Origin of the sequence: Arsenophonus endosymbiont of Aleurodicus floccissimus (assembly GCF_900343025.1) — a bacterium.
Classification (GTDB): Bacteria; Pseudomonadota; Gammaproteobacteria; order Enterobacterales; family Enterobacteriaceae; genus Arsenophonus.
Window position 1 is genome coordinate 1 of record NZ_OUND01000008.1, and the last position, 21,779, is coordinate 21,779.

The window sequence follows — 21,779 nt, forward strand, 5'->3', positions numbered from 1 at the left end:
AGGCTTAATTAAGTCATACTTTTGTATTTAATGCAACAATTATTTTCGTAAAAAATAGTTATTAGACACTATGAAAATAATGAGGAGAGTTCTTATTTAAAAAGTAAAGCCAATAAGCGCAAAAAGGAGGGCAATATGGCTTATCGTTCTTTTTCTCTTATTCCTATGCTCAGTGATAACCTGTTATCCGACCGATTTACCCAAATGGATAAGTTGTTTAGCCGAATAACCGGTGAAAAACCGTTATCAGATATTCCGACTTACAATTTATACCAAAAAGATAAAGAGAATCTGGAACTCACAGTAGCGGTTCCTGGTTATAAACAACACGAGTTAGATATATCAGTATTGAATAATAAGCTGACTATCAGCGGCAAAAGTGAAACGGAGAAAGAAGAAGAGAGTAATGATAGCAAAACAGAGAAATGGCTACATAAAGGTATCGAGAAAAAAGGATTTTCGATGAGTTTTGACCTTGGCCATCGTATAAGAATCCAAAATGCCAACTTAGCCGATGGGTTACTAACATTGACTTGTAATTACGAAATACCAGAAGAACAAAAACCACAAAAAATCGCTATTGGTCAAACATCTCAGCCAGAAGTTATTGAGCACAAAAAATAACTTTTAAAGCCCCTAAAATTAGGGGCTTTAAAATAAAAAATCACCGTATTTCTGTTCAAAAAAATAATTAACTTTGTAATCTACTTCACTGGATTTTTTCTTTACTACATCGTAGCAATATTGATTCATCATTCGTTGATCAATATCTTGAGGTTTGGTATTAGCAAACTCAAACATAGAATCAACTCTTAATTCTGTTTTAAGGACAGCATCAGCAATTAGAGCAAGTTTTTCATCCAAACTAATATCTTGATTACCTCCATTTTCTCTTTTTTTCTTTAAAACTTTTGCGCCAATTTTTAACATAACCTTTGGCGTTGATGGGTTAACGATTTCTGCTTTTTTTACTTTATTCGCGCAATAACCGGTTTTTGCGAGCACCGCTTGCCATTCTTTATGCAGCGTCTCAATATCGGTAAAGGTTTTTGCCTTACGGGTGGCTAACCCGGCGGCGCTTTTTTGTTTGGCGGAAGCGGTTTCACCTACTGCCTCAACAACCTCTTTGCGTCTGGATGAAAAAGGTTCGGTTGGCACGCCTTCTATTTCCCATAGGCTATTTTTCCCGTTGAAACAAAAGAAAATCCCTGCTTTTGCAAACTTTCCTTTAGATACTGGCGATAAATAGACCCAAAAGTAATCTGTAAATCGCGGATAATTTCGTTAAATCCATTGCGGTTGATTTTATCCGATGACAATGTTTTCAAGCCTTTCTTATCTGACCAGGTGGCATTGACTAATAAGGCATGGGTATATAAATGAGGGTCGAGATTGCAGTTAGTGGTATGAAGAAAAAGGGCAGCAATTGTATTGCAGGTCATTTCCGTTTATGTGACCCCTTTTGGCATTGTACGGATTGAGCGTATATTTTCAATCTCTTTGAGGGCTGATACCACCGCTTGTTTATGTGCGTCAAGCACCGCAGTATTGCCTTCAACCAGGGCTAATACCGAGACACTTTTGGGGGCAGAAAAGGTTAAATCATAGCCTGGTCGATACTGATTCTTCCCCGTTTTATTAAAGGTTAACTGCGTGCCATCCGGTAGTTTCCCTTTCAGCACCTGACTGAAGGTGTTTCTATCCACCGTACCGGTTAATCCTAATCGTTCAGCGCCTTTACCAAACCACCCAGTCCCTTCTTCACCGACAAAGCAATAGTTATCCTTTTCCTCATAATAGTTGGCACTGGTGGAAGCGCCGCCAATAGTGAGATTTTTAACCGAGAGCATCGATTAAATCTCCTTCTCGGTAGTTTGGGTTTTTCTTAAGTTGATATTGGTTTCTTGTATGTTTTTAACAACATCATTGTTTTTAACAACAGAAATAGGTTCAGTCGCCTTGACACCACTATAGTTAATGGTTTCAATATAATGTGCGGGTTCAGGAAGTGTCATTTCCATCGTTTGAGGGTTGTTGGTCTAGTTTTGATTGCTTTAATCTGATTGGTTGCTCCGACCGGTGACCAGTTTATCTACTTTATTTTCAATCCCCGATTTATTGAGTTCCTGCTCAATCTGGTTATTAAAAATCGCGGATACATCACGCTCAATTTTCCCTGCGGCAATCGTTTCATACTGCTTGTGTTCCAAGGTGAGTTTGACAATCGGCACATCACCCAGAAGCGAGACAAAACACTGCAAATCATTCAGATTCTGAATATCAGAGAAGCTGACAATTTTTTCACGGGTATCTTCTTTGAAGAAGTTCACGCTATCCCGAATAGTATCCACCCCATAGCTATATTGGTCACGGAATTTCAGTAAACGGGTTTTGCCCAGTTCTTTTTGTACCCATTCCGCCACACTGCCACTGGGCGCACGGAAATATAGGGTGGTATTGACCAAATCCCAGATAGCACGCGCTTCATGAGCGTCCTAATTTGCTTCCAGTTGCGAGAAGTTTTGAATACCAATAAGGGTTGCCCCACCAAACTTACAAGCTTCTGAGAGGTAATCGAGAATAACGGACAACTTGTAAAGACTCGGTAGCTCATCTAATATCGTCCAGATACGCCGTTCTCTACTCGGCGGTAATGGCCAGCACGGATTGCATGGAGATATTGAGCCAGGTGCTGATTAACGGCTTTAGGCAGCAAAGGCAGCATGCAAACGACCATCACTGGAGATGAAAATCTAGGCATCTTCATCGGCATTTTGTACCCATTCCCGAATGGAGAAAGGCGGCTTGCCTTCTTTTTCCAATCCCTGACAGTAGCACAAGGCTTTGACATAAGCACTTAACACGGTACGAATGGTCATGGCGGTTTTTTCAATACCGCCATCGACCAGATTAGCCGCTGCAACAATTTTTTAATCGAACGGCCAAAATGCGCGCGCAACAAACAACAGGCGAGCAGACATCAGCCAGAAAGGGTCACCACTTTTGGCATCGGGGAATAATGGCAGCGCAAAGGTTTCAAAATCGGCGCGGTCTTGGCATTCGCGTCATAAATCCCAGTTCGGGCAACGTGCATCCATTGGGTTTAAGATAATATCCTTGCCTTCCTGATAAAAAAGCGGAATAAAGTTATTACCTTTATCGTAGACAATCGCTCTTTTCCGCTGTTTTCTTACCTGCGTTAACAGGTCATTAATGACGGTGCTTTTCACTGTTCCCACTGTGCCATGCAGTCCAATATTCTGTTGTTCCGCTGTTTTCAACCAGGTGTAAATCGCCAATTTTAAGCGGTGAGAGCTTGCCTTTGGCTTTTAAGAATCGGTTAATCTCTTTTACTGACCCTGCCAGATAACGACCGTCGATAATCTCATTTTTCCGTTGCTGAGCGCCTTTTTTACCTAACCACCAGAACACCGCAACAATCAGACCAACAAAGGTAAAGGAGGGGCGACACCCCACACCCAGAACGCCGCTTCTTTCAATAAGATATAGCAATGAATAAAATATCTATCGAGGCGCACCTCTTGGGCGGTTTTTCAAATTCAACCACCTGACCGGTTCTGGGGTTTAACCAGTGAAAGGTGAGGGTGCCGCCTTCATTGGTGCCAATCGCTTCCTATAGAGGTAGGACAAGTGTGTCCATTGCCCAATAAGCTAACCCGCGTATCATCTTCTCGATAGGGATTTACTAGGCGATGGTGGAAAAAAGACCATCACCGTGGCGATAATTACCCAGAAAGCCACGATATTGTCTATCTGCATAAACATCGCGACCATGTATTTAATCACCTGACCGCCCTGGGTCATGTTTCTGGCATCAAGACTCATAATCAGATGCTCCTTAGTGATAGGAAGCCCAATTTTTTATTAATAAAGTGACGTTAACTGAGCTTTTATTATCAGATGGTCAGAAAATTAAAGAATATTGGCGATACTTTTGGCTAACTGGTTTTTCAGTTCCGGTTTTGCTTCTTCAAATTTCAGGTTCACCTTGTTGGCATTGGAAACCATGCGCGTCTGGTATTTATAACGGTTGGTAGTTTCGGTGCTGGTCTGCAATTAAGAACCGGAGGTACCCTGTTTAAGACGTGCGATATCATTTACCGTCACATTATTGTTTTTACTTAATGCGCTAATCTGCAAATCGGTGATCATGGTGTAATTCACATCTTCCACCATCGCATCGACCGCGGCTCCAACCAGACCAGCGGCTAATCCAACACCTAATGCGCCACCAGTGGAATCGACGTTATAAGCCATCGTCCTTGCGCCTACCGCTGCGCCTTCATAACCTTGCAATAAAAGCGTTGGGCATCTCTTAAGTCCATCTTATCAGCCTTTAACACGTTGGCATGTATACAGTAATAGGCGGTATTAGGATTATTCACCACCGTATAGCCTTTGGCTTCAACTGCTTTTCGAATCAGGTTCGGTAAACCAGACATCTCTTTATCGGACGTATTTTTGATTTGCAGGTAAAAGGTTTTCTAGGAAGCAGGGTCTAACCAGATGGTTTCACTCATTTGGGTTTTTACTTCCAAATTACGTTTTTTAACTGCCGTGCTGACTGCACTACAACCAGTCATGGCTAATGAAGTTGAGATGAAACTGACCAAAATTAAACACTTAATCATCGCTGACACCATAGGGATTACCACTTGCATCAAGACCACCACACATAGGAAGCCCTGTAGCAGGATTATAATCAAAGTCATCATTTAATATATTATGCGAATTATTATTAGCATTGAATTTGATAAAAACACAGCCATAACTAATAAAATAAAACAGAAGGTAATAGGTAATACATAAAGCTCATCGATCACCGAATCAGTATTTTTTGGTGTTATATTTAGGTGTTCTTTTAAGAAAATAAGCATTATTCCAATACAAAATATTCCAATTACCCCCGTTTTTATTACTTTGTTATAGGTTTTCCAGTTTTTTGCAGTAAAAAAAAGAAAACCACAAACTGTTATGATTGACATACTAATCATAGAAAAGGTCTATTTAAAGAAGAACAAACATAATGCTTCCAGCGTAATTATCATGATGATAAAGGTTAAAAATTTCATCCCCCCCCCTTCTCTTCATATCTATTAATATTAGTCGATTTTTCCTTATTTATCGCCTTTTCATTGGCGATTATTCTATCCTGGGTGGGTTTGGACGTTGTGGCCAAAATCGGTTTTTTTTTGCTCGTATTGCTTTTGCGTATTCACCGGTATTGGCTTCTGCAGATTCAATCAAACTAACCGTGTTTCTTTCACCCATTTCTGGGTTAATGATGGTTTGGTGTTGCCGAATCTGGCCTTTATTTGCCATTTTTTCCAATTGCTCGGCACTTTGATTAAAACCAGCTGGATTATATTGGCTAGCATGATGAGGTACCTGCATACCCTGATAATGACTGGTGACTACTGTTTGACTGGCAAAATGATTATGGCGAATATCTTCCGCAATCCGATCGCTGAATTGACTCACCAGTACTTCACGTTGTGCCTTGACTTCACCTAAACGGCGAATAAGCAAACTGGGTAAACTCCTGCTCCAAGCGATGTGAAGCGCTTAGGCGTTCGGTTTCGGTTAAATTGGCTTGTTCAGAGATCGTTTGCTCTTTGGTTTGACTTGCGGTAAATCCGGCTAACATCATTATCGGTCATGTTTCTTATCACTGATGCGGATTGGCTGGCAGAAAAATCTCTGGCTACCTGCAGATCTTCTGAGGTTTTATTGCTTTTTGACGCAGAGTCTGTGTTCTTGTCTGTCCATGTATGTCTATAAGAAGCTTCTCCTTTCGCTTATAAAGCACCTTTACTGCCACTAAGACTACCTGATATACCCAAAGAAACATTATCTATTCTGTCCGTGGAAGTTATATCCTCTCGTGACGTACTGTTATTTGATGAAAGAGAAGATTTCGCTTGCTCTGATTGTCGTTGGATATCTTCAATAGCTTGACGCTGTTGACCCGTTAGCCCGCTTTCAAATGACCCTTGCTTGTTAAACTGGTTACTTAACGCGGTTGAGATATTGTAGGTGTCCGAAATCGCGCTTTTTAAGCCCTGATGGTAGCTTTCGGTCTCACGGTGTTGACTGTTTAAGACTTTGCTGAAGCTGGTATCGAGCATCGAATTGGTGTCTAAACTAAACGGCAGTTTTGAGATGGCTTATGTGGTATCAACAATATGCTGACCACTTTGGGTTGTGCTAATCACAGCACCATTATCGATTTGTTGACTGAAAAGTCCCGCTTTGTAACTGCGGTTTAAATCGGTTTTAAAGCCGTTGATATTTTCCACCTACATATTGGCCATGCTGTAATTGCCGCCTGCCACCGCGGACACATCCGCGGTCGTTGCCCCTGCCAGGGTGTTACCCAGATAAGAGCCGGCACTGGCAATCTGTTGACCCAGTAAGGTGAATAGTTTTAAACTCAAAAACGGAATCGACATCATCATCCAGCCGGCAATCCCCGCGGTGGTGCTGCCTGTTTGGGTCAGTCTGTCCAGATTCGAGAAGGTCACACTTTCCCCACTTAAGGTGGTGGCCATCATAAAATTATAAATGTGGTTAAAGATAGCAAACATCACCGGCCATAACATCAGGCTGCCCATGATGTTAAGGTAATTAATGATGACTTTGTAGGTAATTTCTCGCACAAAAAGCGCTAATGCCATAATCGGAAAAAGCGAAATACACAACAGCATCAACACCGTATTAAGTTGCGGTAGCATTTCACTGACCTGTTCGGATAATCGCATTTTGGCTAGCGAATTGTTCGATGGTAATGAGATTTAACCCTGAGTGGTCATTCATCGCTGCTGCATAGGTGTTAAAGCCTTTTCTCAAGCCCGCTATCATGATGTTCTGTTTTAAAATATCGGCAGCAGATTGGCTTGCTTTCATAGAGTAGTTGTAGCTACCTTCAAGCATATGCGGTAATACCGCCGAGGCATCGTGTCGGCCTGGAAAGAGTTTACGCGCATAAAACATCAGCGTGCTGCCACTTCCTGTGATATCTAAATTAAACAGCGATTTGAGTTTCACCGTGGCTTGCTGACAGGTCATAAACTGACTGCGTGCAGCTTCGGTGTTTTCAGTCCCAACCTGATAGTAAATCCCTCTTAAGGGGCTGGGTTTGGAAAATATCAGACTATAAATATCGCGGGTATTGAGTAGCTGGCTTACATTGTATTTATGATTCAGCTGAATATCGGAAATGACACAGTTTTTGACGTATTCACTGAAATTGGCGTTAATTTCAGGACTATGGCTGTGAAAGGTTAACGATTTCTGCATCAATTTCTGGCCAAACATCAAGCCGGTTTTGCTGTAGGCGACACTGTCGGGGAGATGGAAAAATCATCATAGAAGCTCGCCACGGAATGGCAGATGCCGGTAAGTAGCTAAAGTGGGGTAGCCAGTCCAACCGGGACATTATCCACCCAATTGATTTTATCCGGTCTCGTTAAGTCATTGACCACCAAGGTGACTTTGGGCGTGAGCAATTAAGGTTTGGGTCACCATATCGCCGCCACTAATAAACCAGGTATCTAACACCATTTACCCTCCAAACTGATAGTTGCTCATCAATCGGGAAGATAAACCAGATAGGAGTTGCTGGCGCAAATAGTGCAAATTACGCTCAAGCTCCAGCAGATGATTTTGATTAATGCGCATTTTGGTTAAGCGTTGTGCCATTTTCTCGTGTACGGTATTAAGGCTCCCAGCGCTAGCCACCTCCACCAAATCAATCAGACCGTCGATATAGCTGACCACCATGTCGCTGGCGATATACTCTCAGCAAGCGACGTGACAATCGATTCATCAAGGCTTAATGAGGCACTGTCAATCACGTAGCGCGGGATTTGTACGCGCGTACTGCCAATCAAGGCTGTCTCCTTGTCGGTTAATGCCATATCGCTTGTGGATTTTTTAAACAGGCTTGACAACAACGTTTGGATTTGTGCTATCATGCCATGGCTGGCGGTCACTGTGATTTTGCTCCTCGCGGGCTTTAGGCACTGCGTGACATTGTCACAACGATAAACCTCCGTTGTGCCACCCTTTAAAATCGCGTCCATTACGCTGTCACTTGCTCCTAGCCCTGGCAAAACCGATAACTCTCCCAAATTGCCATAAATCACGGCGCCTACCAGCGACATCATCAGCTCCTTTAATTCTCTATCACTACTGATAAACTGATTGATTTTCTCAAACTCACTCCACGTTAAATTGCGATTACGCGGTATCCGCTTTTGCTCTTCTGCATTCGCATGGTTAAACACTTTATTGCTTTCATTGCCCACGCCACAACCCTTGGCTGGACGCTGCCCAATCAGCAAAAACGCGAGGGTTACCCCGCGATATCCTGACAAATATGTTGTGTGTTGGTCTGATTTTTTGGCGCGCGGCCACCGATAATGCCTTGAACGGCCTGACAGTTGGAGATATTGGTGGTGTTGATATCAGTGGCCAGCTTCTTCAGGTGCTTTGACTTGCGGCAGCGCGGTTTCTAACACCAGGTCAAAGGCGTAACCGGCGGCATTACTTAAAATCTGTTTGGCCATCACTTTTATCTGGTCGGAGTTAATGAAGCTAAATGATCCCAGATAAGCATCAATGCCCCCACAACCGGATTTCACTTCGGGTAAGGTGCCCGAGATAAGCTGGATTTGGCTGACTGGGTTGCGCAGAAACAGCGACAGCGACCAACCCGTTAAATACCCTGCCGCCTGCCCCTGCCAGGCCGCCGCTTGGGTAACATTTGCGCCACTGACGCTATCGAGCTCTTGGAAGAACTTGTTTAAATCTTCATTGATACCCGCTTGCGCTGTAGCATCAAACAGCATCAGGGCGATTATTGGATTGCGGTTTTTCATTACAATACTCCAATTTTTCAGCAAGCAGAAAAGATTGTTCAAGTCGGTCAACGAAGGCCGTAGCGTTCAGCATGCCTTGCGAAAACGGAATAGCGACCAGGGTTTGGGTGTTAACAATAAAATCGGTGGGCGTCACCTGCGGTAATTCAGGGAAGAGCTCACCAATGACTTCAGGCGTTACCGGTAATACGTTGGTAAAGCTACTATCACCCTACCCGTCAAAACTGTACACAAAGACCGGCAGGTTAAATTGCTCAGCGACGCTACCGAGAACCGGGTTAAACTGCTGGCAATACTGACAATCCGATTTCATAAAATGCACGATTTGCCAATGAGTAATGTTAAGTACCTTTCCGTTTGATAAGCGAAAGGTCCGGAGCTTCGCTTTTTGCGCTATTCGCTGTTGCGTTGTGTCATTCCATACCGCCGTCTTGTGCTTTTCGAGTGCTGCGATTTCATCGAGCGTACCGGCGGCAATCGATAATGTCAGCATCAGCAATAAAAATGAAAGTATCGTTTTCATGGTTAATCCCTCGGCGCAAAATCAGTGACACGGTTTAACAGGTGTTTGGCTAAATCATCCTGACTGATAAAGCCATAGGCCAGTGGATGATAGGCTCCCCGTTGTTGGGTCTACCAAAAAGAGTGCGGGGAAATAGCGAATTTGCATTTTTGCTGCTTGTCCTCGGTTTTTCTGGCTATGAAATAACTAGGGGATTATCACACCATCAACACTAATGGGCATCACCGCCATCTGGTATTGCCGGGCAAATTCCTGCACCGCCTTCGCTAATTGGGTGTCCAACAGTACCTTGGTCGCGATAGAAGAAACAGATCCCATAGCGTTCATTGACCGCTTTAATTGCACTGGCTTGGGCTTTACGCTCGCTCGCGTAAGACAAGGTTGCAGTCACGTTATAATGGGAATAACGGTTGTTGTAATCGAGTTCCGGTTTCAGTAATAGCACCTTCTGCCAGGTGGCTGAGAACTGGCTGACGTTATCCGACCAGTAGCTTTAAACGCTATCAAGCGCGCGACTTTCTCCGGCGATTCTGGATCGAGTACCGCTGGCATTGCGCAATTCATCGCCCAGGGCTTTGATTTTTTGCATAGTTTCCACGACTGAGGGCGGTTTTTGTGGTGATGACTGTGATTCCTGCGTTTCCTGTTGCGGTGCGGGTTCGTTATACCATTGCTAACCGGCCGCAGGGGAATAGTGATAGCTATCATCGGGCTTTGCGGTCACTACCGCCGATAACAACAAGCAACCTAACAGGGCGTGTTTTATGATTTTCGCCCCTGTAATTCGCTTTTAATCTGCTAGCTGATTTTCTCAGTAAGCTTTTTGCTATCCGGTAGCGTTGTTTTGCTATTAAGCTCATCATAAAATTCAGTGAAATCGAGCGTATCAAATTTAACTTGTTGCAACTCGTCAATGGTCAGTCCGCGACAATCGGGATGCTTGTCGCTACCGAATCCCACACCTAATTGACCACCCCGACCTTGGGCTTGCACAATCTGCGCGAGTTTGCTGTCAAACACGCAATAGCTGTGCTTTTTACGCAAACACACCCCTAGCACGTCTTCAGCGCAAAATTCCCCCACATCGACCGCCAACCCTTTTTCTTTGGCTTTACCAATCGCCGTTTTACGACAGGCCATCGGTTTACCAGTAAAGGCGCTGATATTTTCACCCTACCCACTGATATCTTTATCGGCTTTAGCGAGTGCTGCCAATTGCGATACCGCCTCACCAAAATCATTGTTTTTACCGGATGCAATGGCCACACATTTGCCGTCTGAGCCGCCACAAAGAAAACCTTCCCCCTGTGTGGTTTGCTGGCACTGGAATTTCACCGATTCCTTGACGCACAAATTGCCGATTTTCTGCAAACACTGGCGCGACCCTTTACTGCAATTCGGGTCTTTCTCCCAACGACCACAGGTATTATCATCCCTTTCAAAAACCACCCACTCCTCGGATTGTTGCCAGTAAGGGAGCGTGACAGGATAACGTTTGCCGTCTTTAACGACATAACAGGTCTCCCCTTTTTGACTGTACCAGGTTTTAGCTTTGACGGCATTGGCTTTATCAACTGGGCAGTTCACTGTCCAAACGACTTTTGGATGCCAGATTGTTTCGTTGACTTTTACGGTAAAGGGTAAGGTTAATTTGGCGGGGATATTAAAGTGATATCTTTTCGATCTATCTCTATTTTTGCGTGAAAATAGGATGGGTCGACTTTGACTGAATTTTCGGTCAGTAATATTCAGTTCTCCACTAAGCGTCTGTCTTGACTCAACCCAATAAAAAATCACTGTCAAGCCCTGAAATTTCCATGCCGTCGTAGCAACGGTAACAAGCTGGGTGAGAGTAAGTTACTTTTTCTATCGTGCCATCCACATCCGGCGTGATAACCACAACAAACCGCCTCCCTTCCTTGTGATAAGGCAAGCTTCGCAATTGATATTTCCGCGTGACAGTTCTGGTTTACGTTTCACTTGTCCACTCAACGCTTGCTGTATTGGTACAGGTACTGACTATCGTTTTCCCCCGCTCACAAACATGCTCTTTAAACCTCGACTGGCTAATGTTTTTTTGCTGCATTGCTCAGCGTTGAATACTGTGATACCTTCAGCATTTTCTTGTATCGTCTGAGTATTTTTCACCATATCCGATTGCCAGTTGATTTTATCTTTGGAATTGTTGATATAGGTTTCACGGGCGAGTTTACCTAATTCACCGTCATTAAGGGCCTGATTGGCAGCATTGCCTATTTTTGGATGAATGTTGATAAAAATCGGCCTCATTCGGGTTGGCGGTAAAATTAGGGAGTTCTTTTTGTGGCTGAAAATCCTTTAGCGCAGATTCAGTCTGCTTTTGCGTTTGTTCAGCGAGGTCATATCCCTCTTTCGCCGCATTATCCATATTGTTGGTAGAATCCGTCATCGCAAGGATAAGGAGTGTCACGGTTAGTGTTTTATTCATCCTGGCACGCTCTATGACGATTAATCTGCGTTAATCCTTTACCAACGCCACTGAGGCCCCATACAGGATATCAAAATCCTTGCCACAGCGTTTAACCAGCGCAGGGATTTGGGTAATGCCATAGTTATCAAAGCGCAGCGGGTCAATTTGAATACCCGCTACCTGATATTTTTGCATCAGATTGAGCAGGTAACGCGCCGTTTTTTCCATACTGTTGTCAATCAGGTCATTAAAATAGACTGGAATTCCTTTTACCTGCGCCGATTTTAATAGTGGCAATAACGTTTTTTCAGGGATGCTGGATGATAAAAATAAGCGGTTTCTTGCTGTACGCTTGCTAATGGCATACCCTTTTCTGCTTGTGTAGTGGCTGAAGCCAGCAAAATTAATAGAAAATAATGGTAGTTTTCGCATTTTCATCCTCTTAAAGCACCACACAGTTGCGTTTTTCCCACACCAGATAGCCGTAGTTCTTTTTGGTATTGGGCATTTCTTTACCAGTTTGCCAGCGAATGACACTGCGACCGGTGGGATGACACTGATTGACATCCGGTACGGGATTGACCATCTGATAGCGGTAACGGCTTTTCAGCATAATCACGGTCGGGTATTCCTGACACACTGCCTTGTTTTCGCCGATAGTGTCCCAAATCATGCCCTGGTGATGTAATTTGAAATTTATGCGTTCGGTAAGCACCAACGTACTATTAATGCCGCTGCTTTCGGAATAAATACTGCCCGTAAAAGAGATACATGGAGCCATGTTAACTCGCGCACCAAAAGAGCGCATCGAGTGGCAAGCGGGCTTCACTAGCAATCGCATCCGCAGCACAGGCTAGCTGGGCAATGCTGTTGCCAAATAGCAGCGCCTCTGGATTGGTAAAAAGTGCCAGATTGTCGTCCATCCACATCGGGTCGAGTTCAGAAAGATACCCAATGTCATATTCCCCACCTCGCATGCAGCCAATGGCGGTTAAGATATTGCGCCAGCTAATCAAAGGATATTTTTACCAGTGAACGTGATGCATCCCGCTTGGATTTTCATTCGCGCCTTTTGTCCCTTTTCCCATACAATCTGCCCAATCGGGATAGTGAAACCACCCATATTGACCATGCACATCGGTCATAGCAAACGGCTCCCAGAAAACTATCGTAAGGCCAATGCGCTGAAATAACGGCGGTGGTGCAGGACATAACTGAATTGGGGAGGAGGGATTGCGCGTATCCCGCAGTTCACTGCTATTTAAGCTGATATTGCCAAGGCTAATCGGAAACAAACAGCGCCAGCAGATATCGGTAATGGGATTGAACCAGAGACCCTCACACAATGACGCTTTTGCCGATAGCATCGGAGTTAGTAGCAAAAAAGCAAACAATAAGTGCAAAAGTCGCGTTTTCATTATTCGCCTCGCTTCGCTTTTTCAATGGCAGCCAATAACGTTTTTTCATCGACAACACAAGTCAACTTCGTTGCGTTGCTTACGTCTGGGTTTTTGGTGGCAGTCACAATGAAAGCGGCAGTGGTTTTTATATTTAACACTTCCAGGTAATGTCTGGTTTGTCTGGCTATTTTGTCGCTGAATACATCCCATCCCAAAAATTCATCTTTCGTGCCAGCAAACGCAATCCCCACCCCAAACATCGCTTCTTTTACCGATTGACCCTTAAATAGCTGGCTAAAATAGTGCGTAAAGGCAGCCTCTCCCTGCAATATCCATACCTTTTGTTCAGCCTGTGCCGCCAGGCGAGAATCAGACGAATTTCCCTTGTGTATTTTTAAATACCACGCGAATATCGGGGTGTTTTTTGCCAGCGTTAATACAATCGGCGCCATTTTTTTACAATCGGCACAGGCATAGTTATAAACCGCGTTAAGGCTGACGCTCCCTTTCGCATTGATTACCGGCGTCATACCGCCATAATTTGTCATAATTTGTTCAATTGCGCTTTTTTTTTGGCTTCTTCCGCGGTCAGCGCTTTACAACCTTTGGGCGTACATCGTGTTGTTTCGGCCAATACCGCAACCGGTAACAGTAATGCGCTCATTAATAAACCCACGGTGATACTGCTTTTCATAAAATCTCCTGCTTTTGTATTCTGATTTAAACCTGACGGTTCAAACCCACTCATTTCACTGCCACCTCAGTAATTCTGAGTAAGGATTGATTCGGCATTTCATCCACTACACTGGGTAATTTCTCAATGCCAAACCGGTTAACCAAAACATCGCCCTGGTCAAAGTAGATACGCTAATTTAAGATCTCCGCGGCGGTTTTAATATTTCCGTTCACCAAAATGATTTTGTTAATAGCGGTCGCGGGTTTTTGTGTTGCTATCCAGGCAAGCTGTTTTTTATCATCACCATCAATGAAATAGAGCATTTCATTAAAACGGGTGATATCAAAGGGATTCACCTTATGCCCTTTGCGCGCAAAAATGGTGCCCTTGTGGTCACGAATATCTTTGGTGACGGTGAAACTGGGGTCAAACGTCCGCGTGGTATTTTTTAGCGCTTTTGTTAGTCCCTGAACTGGCTCCGACCGCTCGGCATTTTTTGTTACCCGTTCACGCCATTCATGGTGAATTTTTTCCTCGTTGCCTAAAAAAACACTTTCAACCTGCTCCTCTATCACGGTAAGGAGATTTTGTTCAGCTATCCCTCATACATCACCAAACGTGCCGATTTCAGTTGCCAAACTTCCCGCACTGAAACTTATCAAAAGACCGACAAAAGGCAGCCACTTATTCATGATTTTTCATCGCCTCGACAATTTTTTGCTAGATATTAGCCGTTTTATCCACTACCCCCTGCCATCACCGCACAGCTCACCAATATTAACGTGTTACCTTTAGCTTCTTTTTCTAAAACAGCCTTCAAGGTGTTGTTGTATTTCGCAATGAGTTAGTCTTTTTGCACCTCCGTTAAATCCAGTTTGCTCACTTGCACTAAAAAACGGTCAGTGGTCTTCTTCATATCAAAAGTGACAATGTTCGTCGGCGGAAAAAACTAGTATTGTGCGGAAATAATCAGCAGAGCACCTAATAAGCTCCCCGTGATAAAATTAATAATGGCGGCTGTTTTCATGCGCTTAGGCCTTTTTGACGGGCTTTTTCAGCGCACTCAGCTTCGTCGTCACGCCTAATATGGCAAATAAACCTGAAATCTCTAACGCCGATTGCCCTAAAGAAAGGAAAAATATCAGCGGTAAGGGCAGATTGACATTAGCGGCGAACAATTGAATTTGACTGACATCCGGTCCGAGATTGCAAGCAGTCAATTCAACCATCCATTTGAAATCGGGGTTAGGCTTTAACCAGACGGTGACCCAACGAGGTTTGGTTGATTTTTAGAAGTAATATTCAACCATTTCTAATCCCAAACAAAAAATACCTAAAATCCAGAGTACCTAAGTCATTCCCCACACAAACGCGATGATCTGAAGGTCGGGATTTTATTTTGTTAGTTGGGTGACAGTGTTGAACGATATCCCGCCTGCACCTACCCCAACGGTATAAAAACAAGACACCAACAGAATGAAAAACCAAGCGAAAGTGAAGGTGATCGCTTTCCTTATTGCATGCGTTTTCGTTAATCCTGTGGGTAATGCAATTATTTTTTTGCATTTGGGTTTCTCCAAAAAATTAATCGGTTAAGGTGATGACAGTTGCTTCCTAAAGCCCTATTCCATGGTATGTTTGGGTAATATCCCGAATACTTGTTGAAATCATGAAAAATTCAGTGATCATCGCTACTACTAGCATCCCGTAAATTACCCAGCGCCACGTTGACTGGGGATGTAACTTGAGAAGCACACACAACAATGCAATGATTATCAACGCCGTGATGATTATGATGTCCAATCCACTTCTCCTCCCTCACGGTTTCACCTGTTTTAATTTCGCTAATAACACAGGGCTTTCTTTTGTGCCATTTCAAAAATAATGTCATTGATGTTTGCACCTTCTTTTAGGCGTTTTTCCCGATAGGTAAAATCATCGCCTCGGGAAGAAAAAAGCCCATTACTTAACGGGTCGAGCATCAATCGATGAAAACTGCTGTAACCGCCAACGCTTAAATGCACGGCACTAAACCCTGCTCGACTGGCAGGGGGAAATTTTTAAATTAATGCCCATTCCATCTCGTTAAAAGTAGAGGGTTCTTCTTTCTGGAAAGTGGTAAAGGCTTTTACGTCTTGCATCATGGTAAATTTAAAGCTGCTATTGTCATAACACGCTAGTGACGTGGTGCTGAGGTTTTTATCACGGATACCCTGGGTCAAGGTACCAAATGAACCATTATGTTTACGAGCGGTACTCGATAAAAGCTCTGACTTTGGGGCTTTCGGCATCCAGCAGTTTCCAGCCTTCATCAATGATGTTCATCTTGCGTAAGCTACGCGGCGTGTTGTACATCAGGTTTTCTGACCAAAGCATTAGCGTAAATGGCACCGCCATTAACAAATGCCGATTGGCTTTCAGTCCCCCAAGTTCGGTGACCACAAAGCGCATATCAGGTTTTAAAGTCGGCTCACTGCTGTTAAAGTATTTGCCGTATATCCCTTTGGTGGTGTATTTATTGAGTAGTACCAGAATTTCATCGATGCGACCGGTGATACGACTGGCCTCCTGGATTTTCCGGCGATGGTTTTTAAGATATTCCACCACATCATCGATACGCATATCCTGTTTTTTGTCCGGCTAGGATTCAGTGATAGCTTCCAGCATCAACGATTCATGCACTTCATCCATTAATCCATTAAGGCTGGCCAGAATGCACAACTGGTCACGAATGCGCTCGGCACTCAAGGTGATATCGGTGATATCGGCAAACGGATTAAAGCGCAATGTTCTCCGTTAATGTAGGTATCCCCGACACTCTAGCAAAAGGCTTTGTAACTATCCCCGATATCAAAGATGGACGAATACCCATCACTATCTAACACTTGTCTCGCAATCGTTTGTGCCAGCACCGATTTCCCCGCCCCTGCGGTACCGGATGCAAACCAGTTAAAGTTAGTATTAGGCAAGCTGCCATCAAAAATATCCAGAAAAGCCAGTTAATGGCGGTAACTCGGTAACACTATCCCCGCCTGAATGAGTTTGTTATCAGCGATAATCGGCATGAGATTGACCGCCTGAAAAGACTCTGCACGCTGAATTGCACCGGTTTTTAAAAAGTCTTTCCAGAGCTTCGGATTATCGCCCACCGAGAAAGGTAGGTGACCCAGGAAATTACGCATCTATACTAAATCCGCCCTCACCATATTGAGTCCCTGCATGGCAAACGCTTTTTTGGCTGCTTCCTTTTCATCATCACGACAAATAGGGTGACCCCAAAGTAATAACCGGACAGCAAGCCTTCGCGCAAGTGTTTCCATTCCGCGTGCTAGCATTTGGTTGAGGGAATATATTTGGCGTAGGAGGAGGCGACCTTTTGCTCTAAATTCAAGAAATTCTTATTGGCTTCACCCTGACTACGGGACTGATCTTTGGTTTGAATGATAAAACTCATCACAAACGGGCAACGGATGCCGTTTTGCCAGAGATAGTGCTCTCTGGGATTACTGTCGAGATTAAAGTGAATAGCCCGGGTGGAAAACGGTTCATCTTCTTCATTGCGACCGGTAATTTCGATATAGCCAGTCTTAAACCAGTAGCAGGTGTTGCTCTGCACAATCTGATGATTAATACCTTTGTCTTCTATCCACTCAGCGTCGTGTGAGGTTAATCTTTCTGTATCAGGGTTAATCATTTCCCTCATCATCTGCAAAAAGCGCGCAATTGACGCATTTTCTGCATGAATGTCAGAGGCATTGAGTGCACTTAACAGATTACGCCGAATTTCACGGATTAAGTAAACTTAAGGCCATCAGGCGAAGATAATGAGCGTCACCACGTGTGCCGTAAAAACTAAAGCCTTTATGGTCAACCATGGGGGTAATAATCGTTTGATGATTATCAAGAAGCTGAAAAGTCAACTCTCTGTTTTGCTTCAGCGATTGGTAACAAATTCTCAGACTGAGCACCGTTATCACCGCACAGGCCACAACTCCAATAGCCAGTTGTTTTTGTGATGACTTACGCAGTTGATAATCCATGCTCGCGCCTCACGCTATCCAGTACCGTTTGAAACTCTCGGGTAAAACAGTGATAAAAAAACGCATAATCGAGGTCGGTAAACACCAGTACGCCAGCCCCAACAGATAACTTGACCCTTTCCTTTGCCTTGTTTAAGACGACGAAGTCCAATAAAGGCTGAGGGCTAATGGCTGGGGCAAATATCCACATATTAACAAAAATCGCACAGCCAATAAGGGGTAAATAAACCACCACCTCATCCATCGGCAACCCACAAAAACGGCGCTGATGCGTCAGTGTGGTCGGAAACTGATAGCGAGAAACGGCATCCATTTAAATCAACCCAAAGACCACGTTAACAAACACAATCACCGCGGCAATCCCACCAAAGACCGCTAGATTCTTGGTTTTTACATAAGCAAAAATTACAGCCAAAATTTCGAGTACGTACAAAATCCAGACAACGGTCTAGCCTTTTCCAAAATTGCTTTTCACTACATCCTTGCCGCCACTGAACAAATCCCCTGTTGTTGGCGGATCGGCATAGACCCGCATGGCAGAAAATAGCATTAATATTCCGAAAAACGTCATCGTTAATAATGATTTTTGTTGTTTTAACACTTTGCGGATAGCTACCGCACCCACAGTGAAAGGGTTTTTTAGGCATGAAGTGACTTTGCCGTTCATTTAAGTCTCCTTAAAACGGTTAATGATTAAATTAAATAAAAACTTAACGTGGTGCCGTGATAATTCTTAATAACAGTTATAGATTGCTAATCTAATCGTTTTTTCATTATCAATAATCCTTAATTTATAATATTAATTTAATTTTATTAGTTCATTTGAATTAAACAAATAGCCAAAGTAGCTACAAATATATTAGCTAGCAAAAAACAAAAAATATAAATAATCGACAAATCAGAAGAAGTCTGAAAATTCTGACTCTTTTATTTCAAAGTCAGAATGTGATAGAGATTAAATTTTAGTTAAAAGACAACTTACTTCACAAAAAATTCAAGAAATAGATGAATTTTATTTAGTAATGATGGGGTGTGATAAAGATCTGAGGTGAATATATCTCTATTTTATATTTAAGTTGTTAACTTAATATTTGATACTTTAGCTAACTTACTTGGGTGATACATTATTTTTTGACTATCATAAGTGAATAGAATTTTTTTTAAATTCACTTTAAATCTCATTGAGTCTACTACTTTATTTAAATCAATTTGTCTTCCTTTGAAGATTTCGTTGTTCAGTTCATCGTAATTAATAAACCTATTTTCATTCTTGGCTAAATAATTAAAAATCTTATTATCATAATTCCCTCTCTGAAGGAAACTATGATAATAAAGTTATTTATGAACACTCTCCGATTTTTTCTATCGTATACAATACGATAATTGATATCCTGTTTTTTTGATTAAAAACAATAATTAATAATATAAAATTTAATAAAATAAAGAGTGCTACTAAATAAAACATTATTTATGTTCTGCCAACGCTAATGTTTTTTCTACCAATTTATCTATCCCTTGATGAGCCTCATTAATATTATTAGCTAACATATAAGCAGGTGTAGAGACAATTTTGTTTTCGTTATCAACAACCACATCAGCAACCCCACAATTAACTGGAGATCCTCCTAGACTCTTTATAATATCATTTGTATCTTTATCGTTACCTATTGTTAATTTTATATTTTTTTCGTAAATAATTGGTAATAATGCAGGACCAATACAAATATAACCAACAGCCTTTCCTATAAAACTTTGACAAATCTTCAAAAGATCAGGTTGTAATTTGAAATTACTACCTTCAAATGCAAAGGTTGATAGATTTTTAGCAACCCCAAACCCACCAGGTACAATAAGTGCACCAAAATTCGAAGAATCACATTCTGTAATAGGCTTTACTTTCCCTCTTACTATACGGGCTGATTCAATTAAAACGTTTCTTTTTTCAGACGTTTGCTCACCTGTTAAATGATTGACAACATGATATTGTTCTATATCAGGAGCAAAGCATTGATAATTAACCCCTCTTTTTTCTAAAGAAAGTAAAGTAAGAACAACTTCATTAATTTCTGCGCCGTCTAGATAACCACATCCTGATAATATGACTGCCACATTTAAATTAGCCATTGAAACCTCTCTTTTTAAGTTCAGCGATTAACAAAAGTGTTGTTTTATTTTGATATTTTTCCATATAATTGGAAATATCACGGATCTTATCTTCAACTCCCAAGCGTGCATCAAACACTATCATAAAAACCTCATTTAAAAAATTTGGGAAATCAAAATTTTCTTGATACCAACTCCCCAAACTTCTTATAGGGGCATGAAGAGCATTGAACTCTCGAATGTAAGCTGATGTTCTGTGCTGCAACATATTTGTTATTCTTGTTTTAATTTTGTCTGTCTGACCCAAGTTATCTGTCATTAAAATTGACCTGAGTTCTTGTAACTTCCCTCTATAATGATAACAACCCATTGATTTTACATATTATAATGTCATTTCAGCCGACAAAACATCATATTGAAAAACTCTTAAAGAATTCTCTTTATCATAATATTTATACCATCCAAGTACACCAACAACTCCGTAAATTGCTAATAAAATAATTCTAATTTGTAGCAGCATGGCGCTATTTTTTTACTCCAAAGAATAATTCATTAGGACTCTTAACAATACAACACTTCTTATATCATCTAATGAAAACACGCCAAGATTATTCTTGGCCGAAGTTAAAATGTTTTTGACAGTGAAATATGAAACATTCCTCATATGCGCTATTTTTTTCACTGAAAAACCAACAAAAAATAACATAACAATTTCACGCTGTGCCAATGTTAACTTAGGAAGAATGTTACCGAAGGATTTTCGCTTCTGTAAATTGCTTTCAGCATTTTCTATAAATATTTTTATGTAATTCATACTACCCCCCCAACAAATTCAAAAATATGAGTACATTTATAAGGAAGCAAGTTCACAGGGATATAGAGCTCAAAGCCTTCAGATTTGCAAAATGCTCTTAACTGACCAACCGAATGCCACGTTGACTTTTCCGTAGATAGTCTTCAAGTGCGATTCAACCGTTGAGGGACAAACATCTAACCTTCTAGCAATTTCCTTGCTGTTTAACCATTGCATCGTGAAAAACAATACTTGCCACTCTTTATCAGTGAACAGCTTGTTGGGTCTTTCTGTGCTAACTGCATAAGGCTGCTTGCCATCGACATACTCCAACGGTGACAAAAACAGGAACTCTTGAGCGTGAAAAAAAAAGTACCTAAGTAGCTATTTTCCTGACTCAATAGAGGGATAAAATCAATTTGCCAAAGTTTCGGTGGTTTTTTGTAATCAAACGTCAAATTGCTTATGACATAAAATAGGGATTTTTCAGTGCTGATTTTCGCTAATAAATCCTCCATTTCAGGCGCATCTTTATTGAATGCTAACAACTCCATCATTGCTGCATTCGTAGAGATTTCACCTTCGCTATCCGAAAATCCACAGGGAATAGACGCGCGTAGACAAAATTCCTGCATTTTGGATTTCATACCGCACCTCCGACTCTATTCAGAATTCTGGCACGCTGGCGAAGGGTTAAATTGCGTGAAGTTCGAGCAAATAACTCGATTATTTGATTAGGTGCTTCACATACGAGCACGCGGAAGGTAGACTTTTTCATTAGCCTTACTCCTATTGATACTAGGTTTAGGGTTAGCTGCCTCTTTGGGATTAGAGCCCATTGGGGTAGCGCAATAATTTACCTGTTACATCATCAACTATTAGATTGGCCGTG

45 protein-coding genes and 7 pseudogenes are annotated in these 21,779 nt (G+C 42.2%); 3 read left to right on the forward strand and 49 right to left on the reverse strand.

From position 1 onward, the window contains the following. Window positions 1-135: 135 nt before the first annotated feature. The gene (locus tag ARADI_RS16225; RefSeq protein ID WP_119712704.1) at window positions 136-624 is read left to right on the forward strand and encodes an Hsp20 family protein; all 489 of its coding nucleotides are present in this window, start codon (window positions 136-138) and stop codon (window positions 622-624) included. Between the two features lie 27 nt (window positions 625-651). On the opposite strand, the gene ARADI_RS22190 is transcribed toward ARADI_RS16225, so the two are convergent. The 21 genes and pseudogenes from ARADI_RS22190 to traF form a co-directional block, all read right to left on the reverse strand. Beyond that, entirely contained in the window at window positions 652-1,005 is a 354-nt protein-coding gene (locus ARADI_RS22190) for a relaxosome protein TraM (protein ID WP_500782825.1), read from the reverse strand. Window positions 1,006-1,056: 51 nt separating this feature from the next. Continuing rightward, window positions 1,057-1,850: pseudogene (gene mobF, locus ARADI_RS21420) on the reverse strand (MobF family relaxase); the annotation flags it as partial. A 3-nt stretch (window positions 1,851-1,853) separates the two neighbouring features. Beyond that, on the reverse strand, window positions 1,854-2,015 hold the full coding sequence (locus tag ARADI_RS16245; protein ID WP_182853329.1) for a hypothetical protein: 162 nt from the start codon (window positions 2,013-2,015) through the stop codon (window positions 1,854-1,856). A 39-nt stretch (window positions 2,016-2,054) separates the two neighbouring features. Then, window positions 2,055-2,879: pseudogene (locus ARADI_RS19145) on the reverse strand (type IV secretion system DNA-binding domain-containing protein). Between the two features lie 186 nt (window positions 2,880-3,065). Beyond that, on the reverse strand, window positions 3,066-3,230 hold the full coding sequence (locus ARADI_RS16270; RefSeq protein WP_238149559.1) for a type IV secretion system DNA-binding domain-containing protein: 165 nt from the start codon (window positions 3,228-3,230) through the stop codon (window positions 3,066-3,068). Beyond that, complete coding sequence (locus ARADI_RS16275) at window positions 3,211-3,477, reverse strand: hypothetical protein (protein WP_147392444.1); 267 nt, start codon at window positions 3,475-3,477, stop codon at window positions 3,211-3,213. Before ARADI_RS16275 ends, ARADI_RS16270 begins: the two co-directional genes overlap by 20 nt. Window positions 3,478-3,684: 207 nt before the next feature. After that, window positions 3,685-3,846, reverse strand: a complete 162-nt coding sequence (locus tag ARADI_RS16280; protein ID WP_182853333.1) for a hypothetical protein — start codon at window positions 3,844-3,846, stop codon at window positions 3,685-3,687. 87 nt (window positions 3,847-3,933) lie between these two features. Further along, a pseudogene (gene traT / locus ARADI_RS19150) lies at window positions 3,934-4,664 on the reverse strand (complement resistance protein TraT). Between the two features lie 499 nt (window positions 4,665-5,163). Next, window positions 5,164-5,550 carry a hypothetical protein gene (locus ARADI_RS16295; protein ID WP_119712712.1) on the reverse strand — a complete coding sequence of 129 codons (387 nt, stop codon included), beginning with the start codon at window positions 5,548-5,550 and terminating at the stop codon, window positions 5,164-5,166. Beyond that, complete coding sequence (locus tag ARADI_RS16300; RefSeq protein ID WP_182853334.1) at window positions 5,528-5,671, reverse strand: hypothetical protein; 144 nt, start codon at window positions 5,669-5,671, stop codon at window positions 5,528-5,530. Before ARADI_RS16300 ends, ARADI_RS16295 begins: the two co-directional genes overlap by 23 nt. 148 nt (window positions 5,672-5,819) lie before the next feature. Further along, on the reverse strand, window positions 5,820-6,149 hold the full coding sequence (locus ARADI_RS16305) for a hypothetical protein (RefSeq protein ID WP_119712713.1): 330 nt from the start codon (window positions 6,147-6,149) through the stop codon (window positions 5,820-5,822). A 39-nt stretch (window positions 6,150-6,188) separates the two neighbouring features. Next, window positions 6,189-6,320, reverse strand: coding sequence for a hypothetical protein (locus ARADI_RS20150; RefSeq protein ID WP_255420768.1), 132 nt, complete (start codon window positions 6,318-6,320; stop codon window positions 6,189-6,191). Then, the gene (locus tag ARADI_RS20155) at window positions 6,321-6,755 is read right to left on the reverse strand and encodes a conjugal transfer protein TraG N-terminal domain-containing protein (RefSeq protein WP_182853335.1); all 435 of its coding nucleotides are present in this window, start codon (window positions 6,753-6,755) and stop codon (window positions 6,321-6,323) included. It abuts the gene before it with no gap. Between the two features lies 1 nt (window position 6,756). After that, entirely contained in the window at window positions 6,757-7,338 is a 582-nt protein-coding gene (locus ARADI_RS20160; RefSeq protein ID WP_119712715.1) for a conjugal transfer protein TraG N-terminal domain-containing protein, read from the reverse strand. Beyond that, window positions 7,289-7,459, reverse strand: coding sequence for a hypothetical protein (locus ARADI_RS16320; RefSeq protein ID WP_182853337.1), 171 nt, complete (start codon window positions 7,457-7,459; stop codon window positions 7,289-7,291). The genes ARADI_RS20160 and ARADI_RS16320 overlap by 50 nt, the downstream gene beginning before the upstream one ends. Before the next feature lie 125 nt (window positions 7,460-7,584). Then, on the reverse strand, window positions 7,585-7,761 hold the full coding sequence (locus tag ARADI_RS16325) for a hypothetical protein (protein WP_182853338.1): 177 nt from the start codon (window positions 7,759-7,761) through the stop codon (window positions 7,585-7,587). Window positions 7,762-7,775: 14 nt separating this feature from the next. Beyond that, window positions 7,776-8,366, reverse strand: a complete 591-nt coding sequence (locus ARADI_RS20165) for a conjugal transfer protein TraH (protein WP_182853339.1) — start codon at window positions 8,364-8,366, stop codon at window positions 7,776-7,778. 11 nt (window positions 8,367-8,377) lie between these two features. After that, window positions 8,378-8,903 (reverse strand): annotated as a pseudogene (locus ARADI_RS20170) (conjugal transfer protein TraH). Next, entirely contained in the window at window positions 8,863-9,039 is a 177-nt protein-coding gene (locus ARADI_RS16345; protein WP_182853340.1) for a hypothetical protein, read from the reverse strand. Before ARADI_RS16345 ends, ARADI_RS20170 begins: the two are co-directional and overlap by 41 nt. A 75-nt stretch (window positions 9,040-9,114) precedes the next feature. Further along, entirely contained in the window at window positions 9,115-9,426 is a 312-nt protein-coding gene (locus ARADI_RS16350; RefSeq protein ID WP_119712719.1) for a thioredoxin domain-containing protein, read from the reverse strand. Window positions 9,427-9,637: 211 nt separating this feature from the next. Then, window positions 9,638-9,904 (reverse strand): annotated as a pseudogene (gene traF / locus ARADI_RS16360) (conjugal transfer protein TraF); the annotation flags it as partial. A 143-nt stretch (window positions 9,905-10,047) separates the two neighbouring features. Between traF and ARADI_RS16365 the strand changes: the two are divergent. Then, a complete protein-coding gene (locus tag ARADI_RS16365; protein WP_182853341.1) occupies window positions 10,048-10,194 on the forward strand; it encodes a hypothetical protein in 147 nt (48 codons plus the stop codon). A 30-nt stretch (window positions 10,195-10,224) separates the two neighbouring features. Here ARADI_RS16365 and ARADI_RS19165 read toward each other — a convergent pair. The 11 genes and pseudogenes from ARADI_RS19165 to ARADI_RS16415 all read right to left on the reverse strand — a co-directional run bounded on the left by ARADI_RS19165 (window position 10,225) and on the right by ARADI_RS16415 (window position 15,180). Continuing rightward, window positions 10,225-11,223 (reverse strand): annotated as a pseudogene (locus ARADI_RS19165) (conjugal transfer protein TraN). Continuing rightward, a complete protein-coding gene (locus tag ARADI_RS20175; protein ID WP_255420770.1) occupies window positions 11,204-11,326 on the reverse strand; it encodes a hypothetical protein in 123 nt (40 codons plus the stop codon). The pseudogene ARADI_RS19165 and the gene ARADI_RS20175 overlap by 20 nt, the downstream one beginning before the upstream one ends. A 119-nt stretch (window positions 11,327-11,445) precedes the next feature. Continuing rightward, window positions 11,446-11,715: a hypothetical protein gene (locus ARADI_RS16380; RefSeq protein WP_119712724.1), complete on the reverse strand. Its 270-nt coding sequence runs from the start codon at window positions 11,713-11,715 to the stop codon at window positions 11,446-11,448. Beyond that, a complete protein-coding gene (locus ARADI_RS16385; protein WP_182853342.1) occupies window positions 11,654-11,893 on the reverse strand; it encodes a hypothetical protein in 240 nt (79 codons plus the stop codon). The genes ARADI_RS16380 and ARADI_RS16385 overlap by 62 nt, the downstream gene beginning before the upstream one ends. Window positions 11,894-11,923: 30 nt before the next feature. Further along, window positions 11,924-12,307, reverse strand: a complete 384-nt coding sequence (locus ARADI_RS16390; protein ID WP_182853343.1) for a TrbC family F-type conjugative pilus assembly protein — start codon at window positions 12,305-12,307, stop codon at window positions 11,924-11,926. A gap of 10 nt (window positions 12,308-12,317) precedes the next feature. Further along, window positions 12,318-12,656 carry a TraU family protein gene (locus ARADI_RS20180; protein ID WP_119712726.1) on the reverse strand — a complete coding sequence of 113 codons (339 nt, stop codon included), beginning with the start codon at window positions 12,654-12,656 and terminating at the stop codon, window positions 12,318-12,320. 1 nt (window position 12,657) lies between these two features. Then, window positions 12,658-13,293 (reverse strand): annotated as a pseudogene (locus ARADI_RS20185) (TraU family protein). Next, a complete protein-coding gene (locus tag ARADI_RS16400) occupies window positions 13,293-13,823 on the reverse strand; it encodes a thioredoxin domain-containing protein (protein ID WP_119712729.1) in 531 nt (176 codons plus the stop codon). The pseudogene ARADI_RS20185 and the gene ARADI_RS16400 overlap by 1 nt, the downstream one beginning before the upstream one ends. Next, window positions 13,820-14,023 (reverse strand): hypothetical protein, encoded by a 204-nt coding sequence (locus ARADI_RS16405; protein WP_119712730.1) that lies wholly within the window; start codon window positions 14,021-14,023, stop codon window positions 13,820-13,822. The genes ARADI_RS16400 and ARADI_RS16405 overlap by 4 nt, the downstream gene beginning before the upstream one ends. 119 nt (window positions 14,024-14,142) lie before the next feature. Beyond that, on the reverse strand, window positions 14,143-14,526 hold the full coding sequence (locus ARADI_RS16410; protein ID WP_119712731.1) for a hypothetical protein: 384 nt from the start codon (window positions 14,524-14,526) through the stop codon (window positions 14,143-14,145). A gap of 456 nt (window positions 14,527-14,982) precedes the next feature. After that, window positions 14,983-15,180: a hypothetical protein gene (locus tag ARADI_RS16415; protein WP_119712732.1), complete on the reverse strand. Its 198-nt coding sequence runs from the start codon at window positions 15,178-15,180 to the stop codon at window positions 14,983-14,985. 177 nt (window positions 15,181-15,357) lie between these two features. Between ARADI_RS16415 and ARADI_RS20190 the strand changes: the two genes are divergently transcribed. Then, a complete protein-coding gene (locus ARADI_RS20190) occupies window positions 15,358-15,486 on the forward strand; it encodes a hypothetical protein (protein ID WP_255420771.1) in 129 nt (42 codons plus the stop codon). A 143-nt stretch (window positions 15,487-15,629) separates the two neighbouring features. On the opposite strand, the gene ARADI_RS16420 is transcribed toward ARADI_RS20190, so the two are convergent. The 17 genes from ARADI_RS16420 to ARADI_RS16500 all read right to left on the reverse strand — a co-directional run bounded on the left by ARADI_RS16420 (window position 15,630) and on the right by ARADI_RS16500 (window position 21,534). Further along, a complete protein-coding gene (locus tag ARADI_RS16420; RefSeq protein WP_182853344.1) occupies window positions 15,630-15,773 on the reverse strand; it encodes a hypothetical protein in 144 nt (47 codons plus the stop codon). Window positions 15,774-15,795: 22 nt separating this feature from the next. Then, window positions 15,796-15,975 (reverse strand): hypothetical protein, encoded by a 180-nt coding sequence (locus ARADI_RS16425; protein ID WP_119712733.1) that lies wholly within the window; start codon window positions 15,973-15,975, stop codon window positions 15,796-15,798. A 36-nt stretch (window positions 15,976-16,011) separates the two neighbouring features. Further along, the gene (locus tag ARADI_RS16430) at window positions 16,012-16,242 is read right to left on the reverse strand and encodes a hypothetical protein (protein WP_147392447.1); all 231 of its coding nucleotides are present in this window, start codon (window positions 16,240-16,242) and stop codon (window positions 16,012-16,014) included. After that, a complete protein-coding gene (locus ARADI_RS16435) occupies window positions 16,196-16,573 on the reverse strand; it encodes a TraG/VirB4 family ATPase (protein ID WP_182853345.1) in 378 nt (125 codons plus the stop codon). Before ARADI_RS16435 ends, ARADI_RS16430 begins: the two co-directional genes overlap by 47 nt. An 18-nt stretch (window positions 16,574-16,591) precedes the next feature. After that, a complete protein-coding gene (locus ARADI_RS16440) occupies window positions 16,592-16,738 on the reverse strand; it encodes a hypothetical protein (protein WP_182853346.1) in 147 nt (48 codons plus the stop codon). A 32-nt stretch (window positions 16,739-16,770) separates the two neighbouring features. Next, window positions 16,771-16,920 (reverse strand): TraG/VirB4 family ATPase, encoded by a 150-nt coding sequence (locus ARADI_RS16445; protein ID WP_182853347.1) that lies wholly within the window; start codon window positions 16,918-16,920, stop codon window positions 16,771-16,773. Window positions 16,921-16,950: 30 nt separating this feature from the next. Further along, window positions 16,951-17,133 carry a hypothetical protein gene (locus ARADI_RS16450; RefSeq protein ID WP_119712734.1) on the reverse strand — a complete coding sequence of 61 codons (183 nt, stop codon included), beginning with the start codon at window positions 17,131-17,133 and terminating at the stop codon, window positions 16,951-16,953. After that, window positions 17,134-17,271, reverse strand: coding sequence for a hypothetical protein (locus tag ARADI_RS16455; RefSeq protein ID WP_182853349.1), 138 nt, complete (start codon window positions 17,269-17,271; stop codon window positions 17,134-17,136). A gap of 8 nt (window positions 17,272-17,279) precedes the next feature. Next, window positions 17,280-17,744 carry a TraC family protein gene (locus tag ARADI_RS16460; RefSeq protein WP_119712735.1) on the reverse strand — a complete coding sequence of 155 codons (465 nt, stop codon included), beginning with the start codon at window positions 17,742-17,744 and terminating at the stop codon, window positions 17,280-17,282. After that, complete coding sequence (locus ARADI_RS16465) at window positions 17,737-17,991, reverse strand: hypothetical protein (protein ID WP_119712736.1); 255 nt, start codon at window positions 17,989-17,991, stop codon at window positions 17,737-17,739. The genes ARADI_RS16460 and ARADI_RS16465 overlap by 8 nt, the downstream gene beginning before the upstream one ends. Further along, window positions 17,972-18,304 carry a hypothetical protein gene (locus ARADI_RS21985; protein ID WP_119712737.1) on the reverse strand — a complete coding sequence of 111 codons (333 nt, stop codon included), beginning with the start codon at window positions 18,302-18,304 and terminating at the stop codon, window positions 17,972-17,974. Before ARADI_RS21985 ends, ARADI_RS16465 begins: the two co-directional genes overlap by 20 nt. A 135-nt stretch (window positions 18,305-18,439) precedes the next feature. Further along, window positions 18,440-18,658: a hypothetical protein gene (locus tag ARADI_RS16475; RefSeq protein ID WP_119712738.1), complete on the reverse strand. Its 219-nt coding sequence runs from the start codon at window positions 18,656-18,658 to the stop codon at window positions 18,440-18,442. 797 nt (window positions 18,659-19,455) lie between these two features. Further along, window positions 19,456-20,115, reverse strand: coding sequence for an isoprenoid biosynthesis glyoxalase ElbB (gene elbB, locus ARADI_RS16480; protein ID WP_119712739.1), 660 nt, complete (start codon window positions 20,113-20,115; stop codon window positions 19,456-19,458). Next, complete coding sequence (locus ARADI_RS16485; RefSeq protein WP_119712740.1) at window positions 20,108-20,413, reverse strand: hypothetical protein; 306 nt, start codon at window positions 20,411-20,413, stop codon at window positions 20,108-20,110. The genes elbB and ARADI_RS16485 overlap by 8 nt, the downstream gene beginning before the upstream one ends. A 213-nt stretch (window positions 20,414-20,626) precedes the next feature. Further along, on the reverse strand, window positions 20,627-20,908 hold the full coding sequence (locus tag ARADI_RS16490; RefSeq protein WP_119712741.1) for a helix-turn-helix transcriptional regulator: 282 nt from the start codon (window positions 20,906-20,908) through the stop codon (window positions 20,627-20,629). A gap of 78 nt (window positions 20,909-20,986) precedes the next feature. Further along, the gene (locus ARADI_RS21430; protein WP_119712742.1) at window positions 20,987-21,124 is read right to left on the reverse strand and encodes a helix-turn-helix transcriptional regulator; all 138 of its coding nucleotides are present in this window, start codon (window positions 21,122-21,124) and stop codon (window positions 20,987-20,989) included. Next, on the reverse strand, window positions 21,112-21,534 hold the full coding sequence (locus ARADI_RS16500) for a hypothetical protein (protein ID WP_119712743.1): 423 nt from the start codon (window positions 21,532-21,534) through the stop codon (window positions 21,112-21,114). The genes ARADI_RS21430 and ARADI_RS16500 overlap by 13 nt, the downstream gene beginning before the upstream one ends. Window positions 21,535-21,779: the final 245 nt, after the last annotated feature.

Bases quoted from the DNA above. Each gene is read 5' to 3' on its own strand.
- ARADI_RS20155 (WP_182853335.1), bottom strand. From the start codon at position 6,755: ATGCTACCGCAACTTAATACGGTGTTGATGCTGTTGTGTATTTCGCTT.
- ARADI_RS16385 (WP_182853342.1), bottom strand. From the start codon at position 11,893: ATGAATAAAACACTAACCGTGACACTCCTTATCCTTGCGATGACGGAT.
- ARADI_RS16400 (WP_119712729.1), bottom strand. From the start codon at position 13,823: ATGACAAATTATGGCGGTATGACGCCGGTAATCAATGCGAAAGGGAGC.
- ARADI_RS16490 (WP_119712741.1), bottom strand. From the start codon at position 20,908: ATGAATTACATAAAAATATTTATAGAAAATGCTGAAAGCAATTTACAG.
- ARADI_RS16350 (WP_119712719.1), bottom strand. From the start codon at position 9,426: ATGAAAACGATACTTTCATTTTTATTGCTGATGCTGACATTATCGATT.
- ARADI_RS16390 (WP_182853343.1), bottom strand. From the start codon at position 12,307: ATGCGAAAACTACCATTATTTTCTATTAATTTTGCTGGCTTCAGCCAC.
- ARADI_RS16380 (WP_119712724.1), bottom strand. From the start codon at position 11,715: ATGAGGCCGATTTTTATCAACATTCATCCAAAAATAGGCAATGCTGCC.
- ARADI_RS16430 (WP_147392447.1), bottom strand. From the start codon at position 16,242: ATGCCGAAAGCCCCAAAGTCAGAGCTTTTATCGAGTACCGCTCGTAAA.
- ARADI_RS16465 (WP_119712736.1), bottom strand. From the start codon at position 17,991: ATGGATTATCAACTGCGTAAGTCATCACAAAAACAACTGGCTATTGGA.
- elbB (WP_119712739.1), bottom strand. From the start codon at position 20,115: ATGGCTAATTTAAATGTGGCAGTCATATTATCAGGATGTGGTTATCTA.
- ARADI_RS16320 (WP_182853337.1), bottom strand. From the start codon at position 7,459: ATGTCCCGGTTGGACTGGCTACCCCACTTTAGCTACTTACCGGCATCT.
- ARADI_RS16475 (WP_119712738.1), bottom strand. From the start codon at position 18,658: ATGAACGGCAAAGTCACTTCATGCCTAAAAAACCCTTTCACTGTGGGT.
- ARADI_RS16500 (WP_119712743.1), bottom strand. From the start codon at position 21,534: ATGAAATCCAAAATGCAGGAATTTTGTCTACGCGCGTCTATTCCCTGT.
- ARADI_RS20160 (WP_119712715.1), bottom strand. From the start codon at position 7,338: ATGTTTGGCCAGAAATTGATGCAGAAATCGTTAACCTTTCACAGCCAT.
- ARADI_RS16365 (WP_182853341.1), top strand. From the start codon at position 10,048: ATGACTGTGATTCCTGCGTTTCCTGTTGCGGTGCGGGTTCGTTATACC.
- ARADI_RS16305 (WP_119712713.1), bottom strand. From the start codon at position 6,149: ATGCTCGATACCAGCTTCAGCAAAGTCTTAAACAGTCAACACCGTGAG.
- ARADI_RS16280 (WP_182853333.1), bottom strand. From the start codon at position 3,846: ATGAGTCTTGATGCCAGAAACATGACCCAGGGCGGTCAGGTGATTAAA.
- ARADI_RS21430 (WP_119712742.1), bottom strand. From the start codon at position 21,124: ATGCAATGGTTAAACAGCAAGGAAATTGCTAGAAGGTTAGATGTTTGT.
- ARADI_RS16245 (WP_182853329.1), bottom strand. From the start codon at position 2,015: ATGACACTTCCTGAACCCGCACATTATATTGAAACCATTAACTATAGT.
- ARADI_RS16450 (WP_119712734.1), bottom strand. From the start codon at position 17,133: ATGCGTAATTTCCTGGGTCACCTACCTTTCTCGGTGGGCGATAATCCG.
- ARADI_RS16485 (WP_119712740.1), bottom strand. From the start codon at position 20,413: ATGACAGATAACTTGGGTCAGACAGACAAAATTAAAACAAGAATAACA.
- ARADI_RS16225 (WP_119712704.1), top strand. From the start codon at position 136: ATGGCTTATCGTTCTTTTTCTCTTATTCCTATGCTCAGTGATAACCTG.
- ARADI_RS16435 (WP_182853345.1), bottom strand. From the start codon at position 16,573: ATGCGTATCGATGATGTGGTGGAATATCTTAAAAACCATCGCCGGAAA.
- ARADI_RS16300 (WP_182853334.1), bottom strand. From the start codon at position 5,671: ATGATGTTAGCCGGATTTACCGCAAGTCAAACCAAAGAGCAAACGATC.
- ARADI_RS21985 (WP_119712737.1), bottom strand. From the start codon at position 18,304: ATGGATGCCGTTTCTCGCTATCAGTTTCCGACCACACTGACGCATCAG.
- ARADI_RS20180 (WP_119712726.1), bottom strand. From the start codon at position 12,656: ATGGCTCCATGTATCTCTTTTACGGGCAGTATTTATTCCGAAAGCAGC.
- ARADI_RS16455 (WP_182853349.1), bottom strand. From the start codon at position 17,271: ATGGAAACACTTGCGCGAAGGCTTGCTGTCCGGTTATTACTTTGGGGT.
- ARADI_RS16415 (WP_119712732.1), bottom strand. From the start codon at position 15,180: ATGGTTGAATTGACTGCTTGCAATCTCGGACCGGATGTCAGTCAAATT.
- ARADI_RS16405 (WP_119712730.1), bottom strand. From the start codon at position 14,023: ATGAGTGGGTTTGAACCGTCAGGTTTAAATCAGAATACAAAAGCAGGA.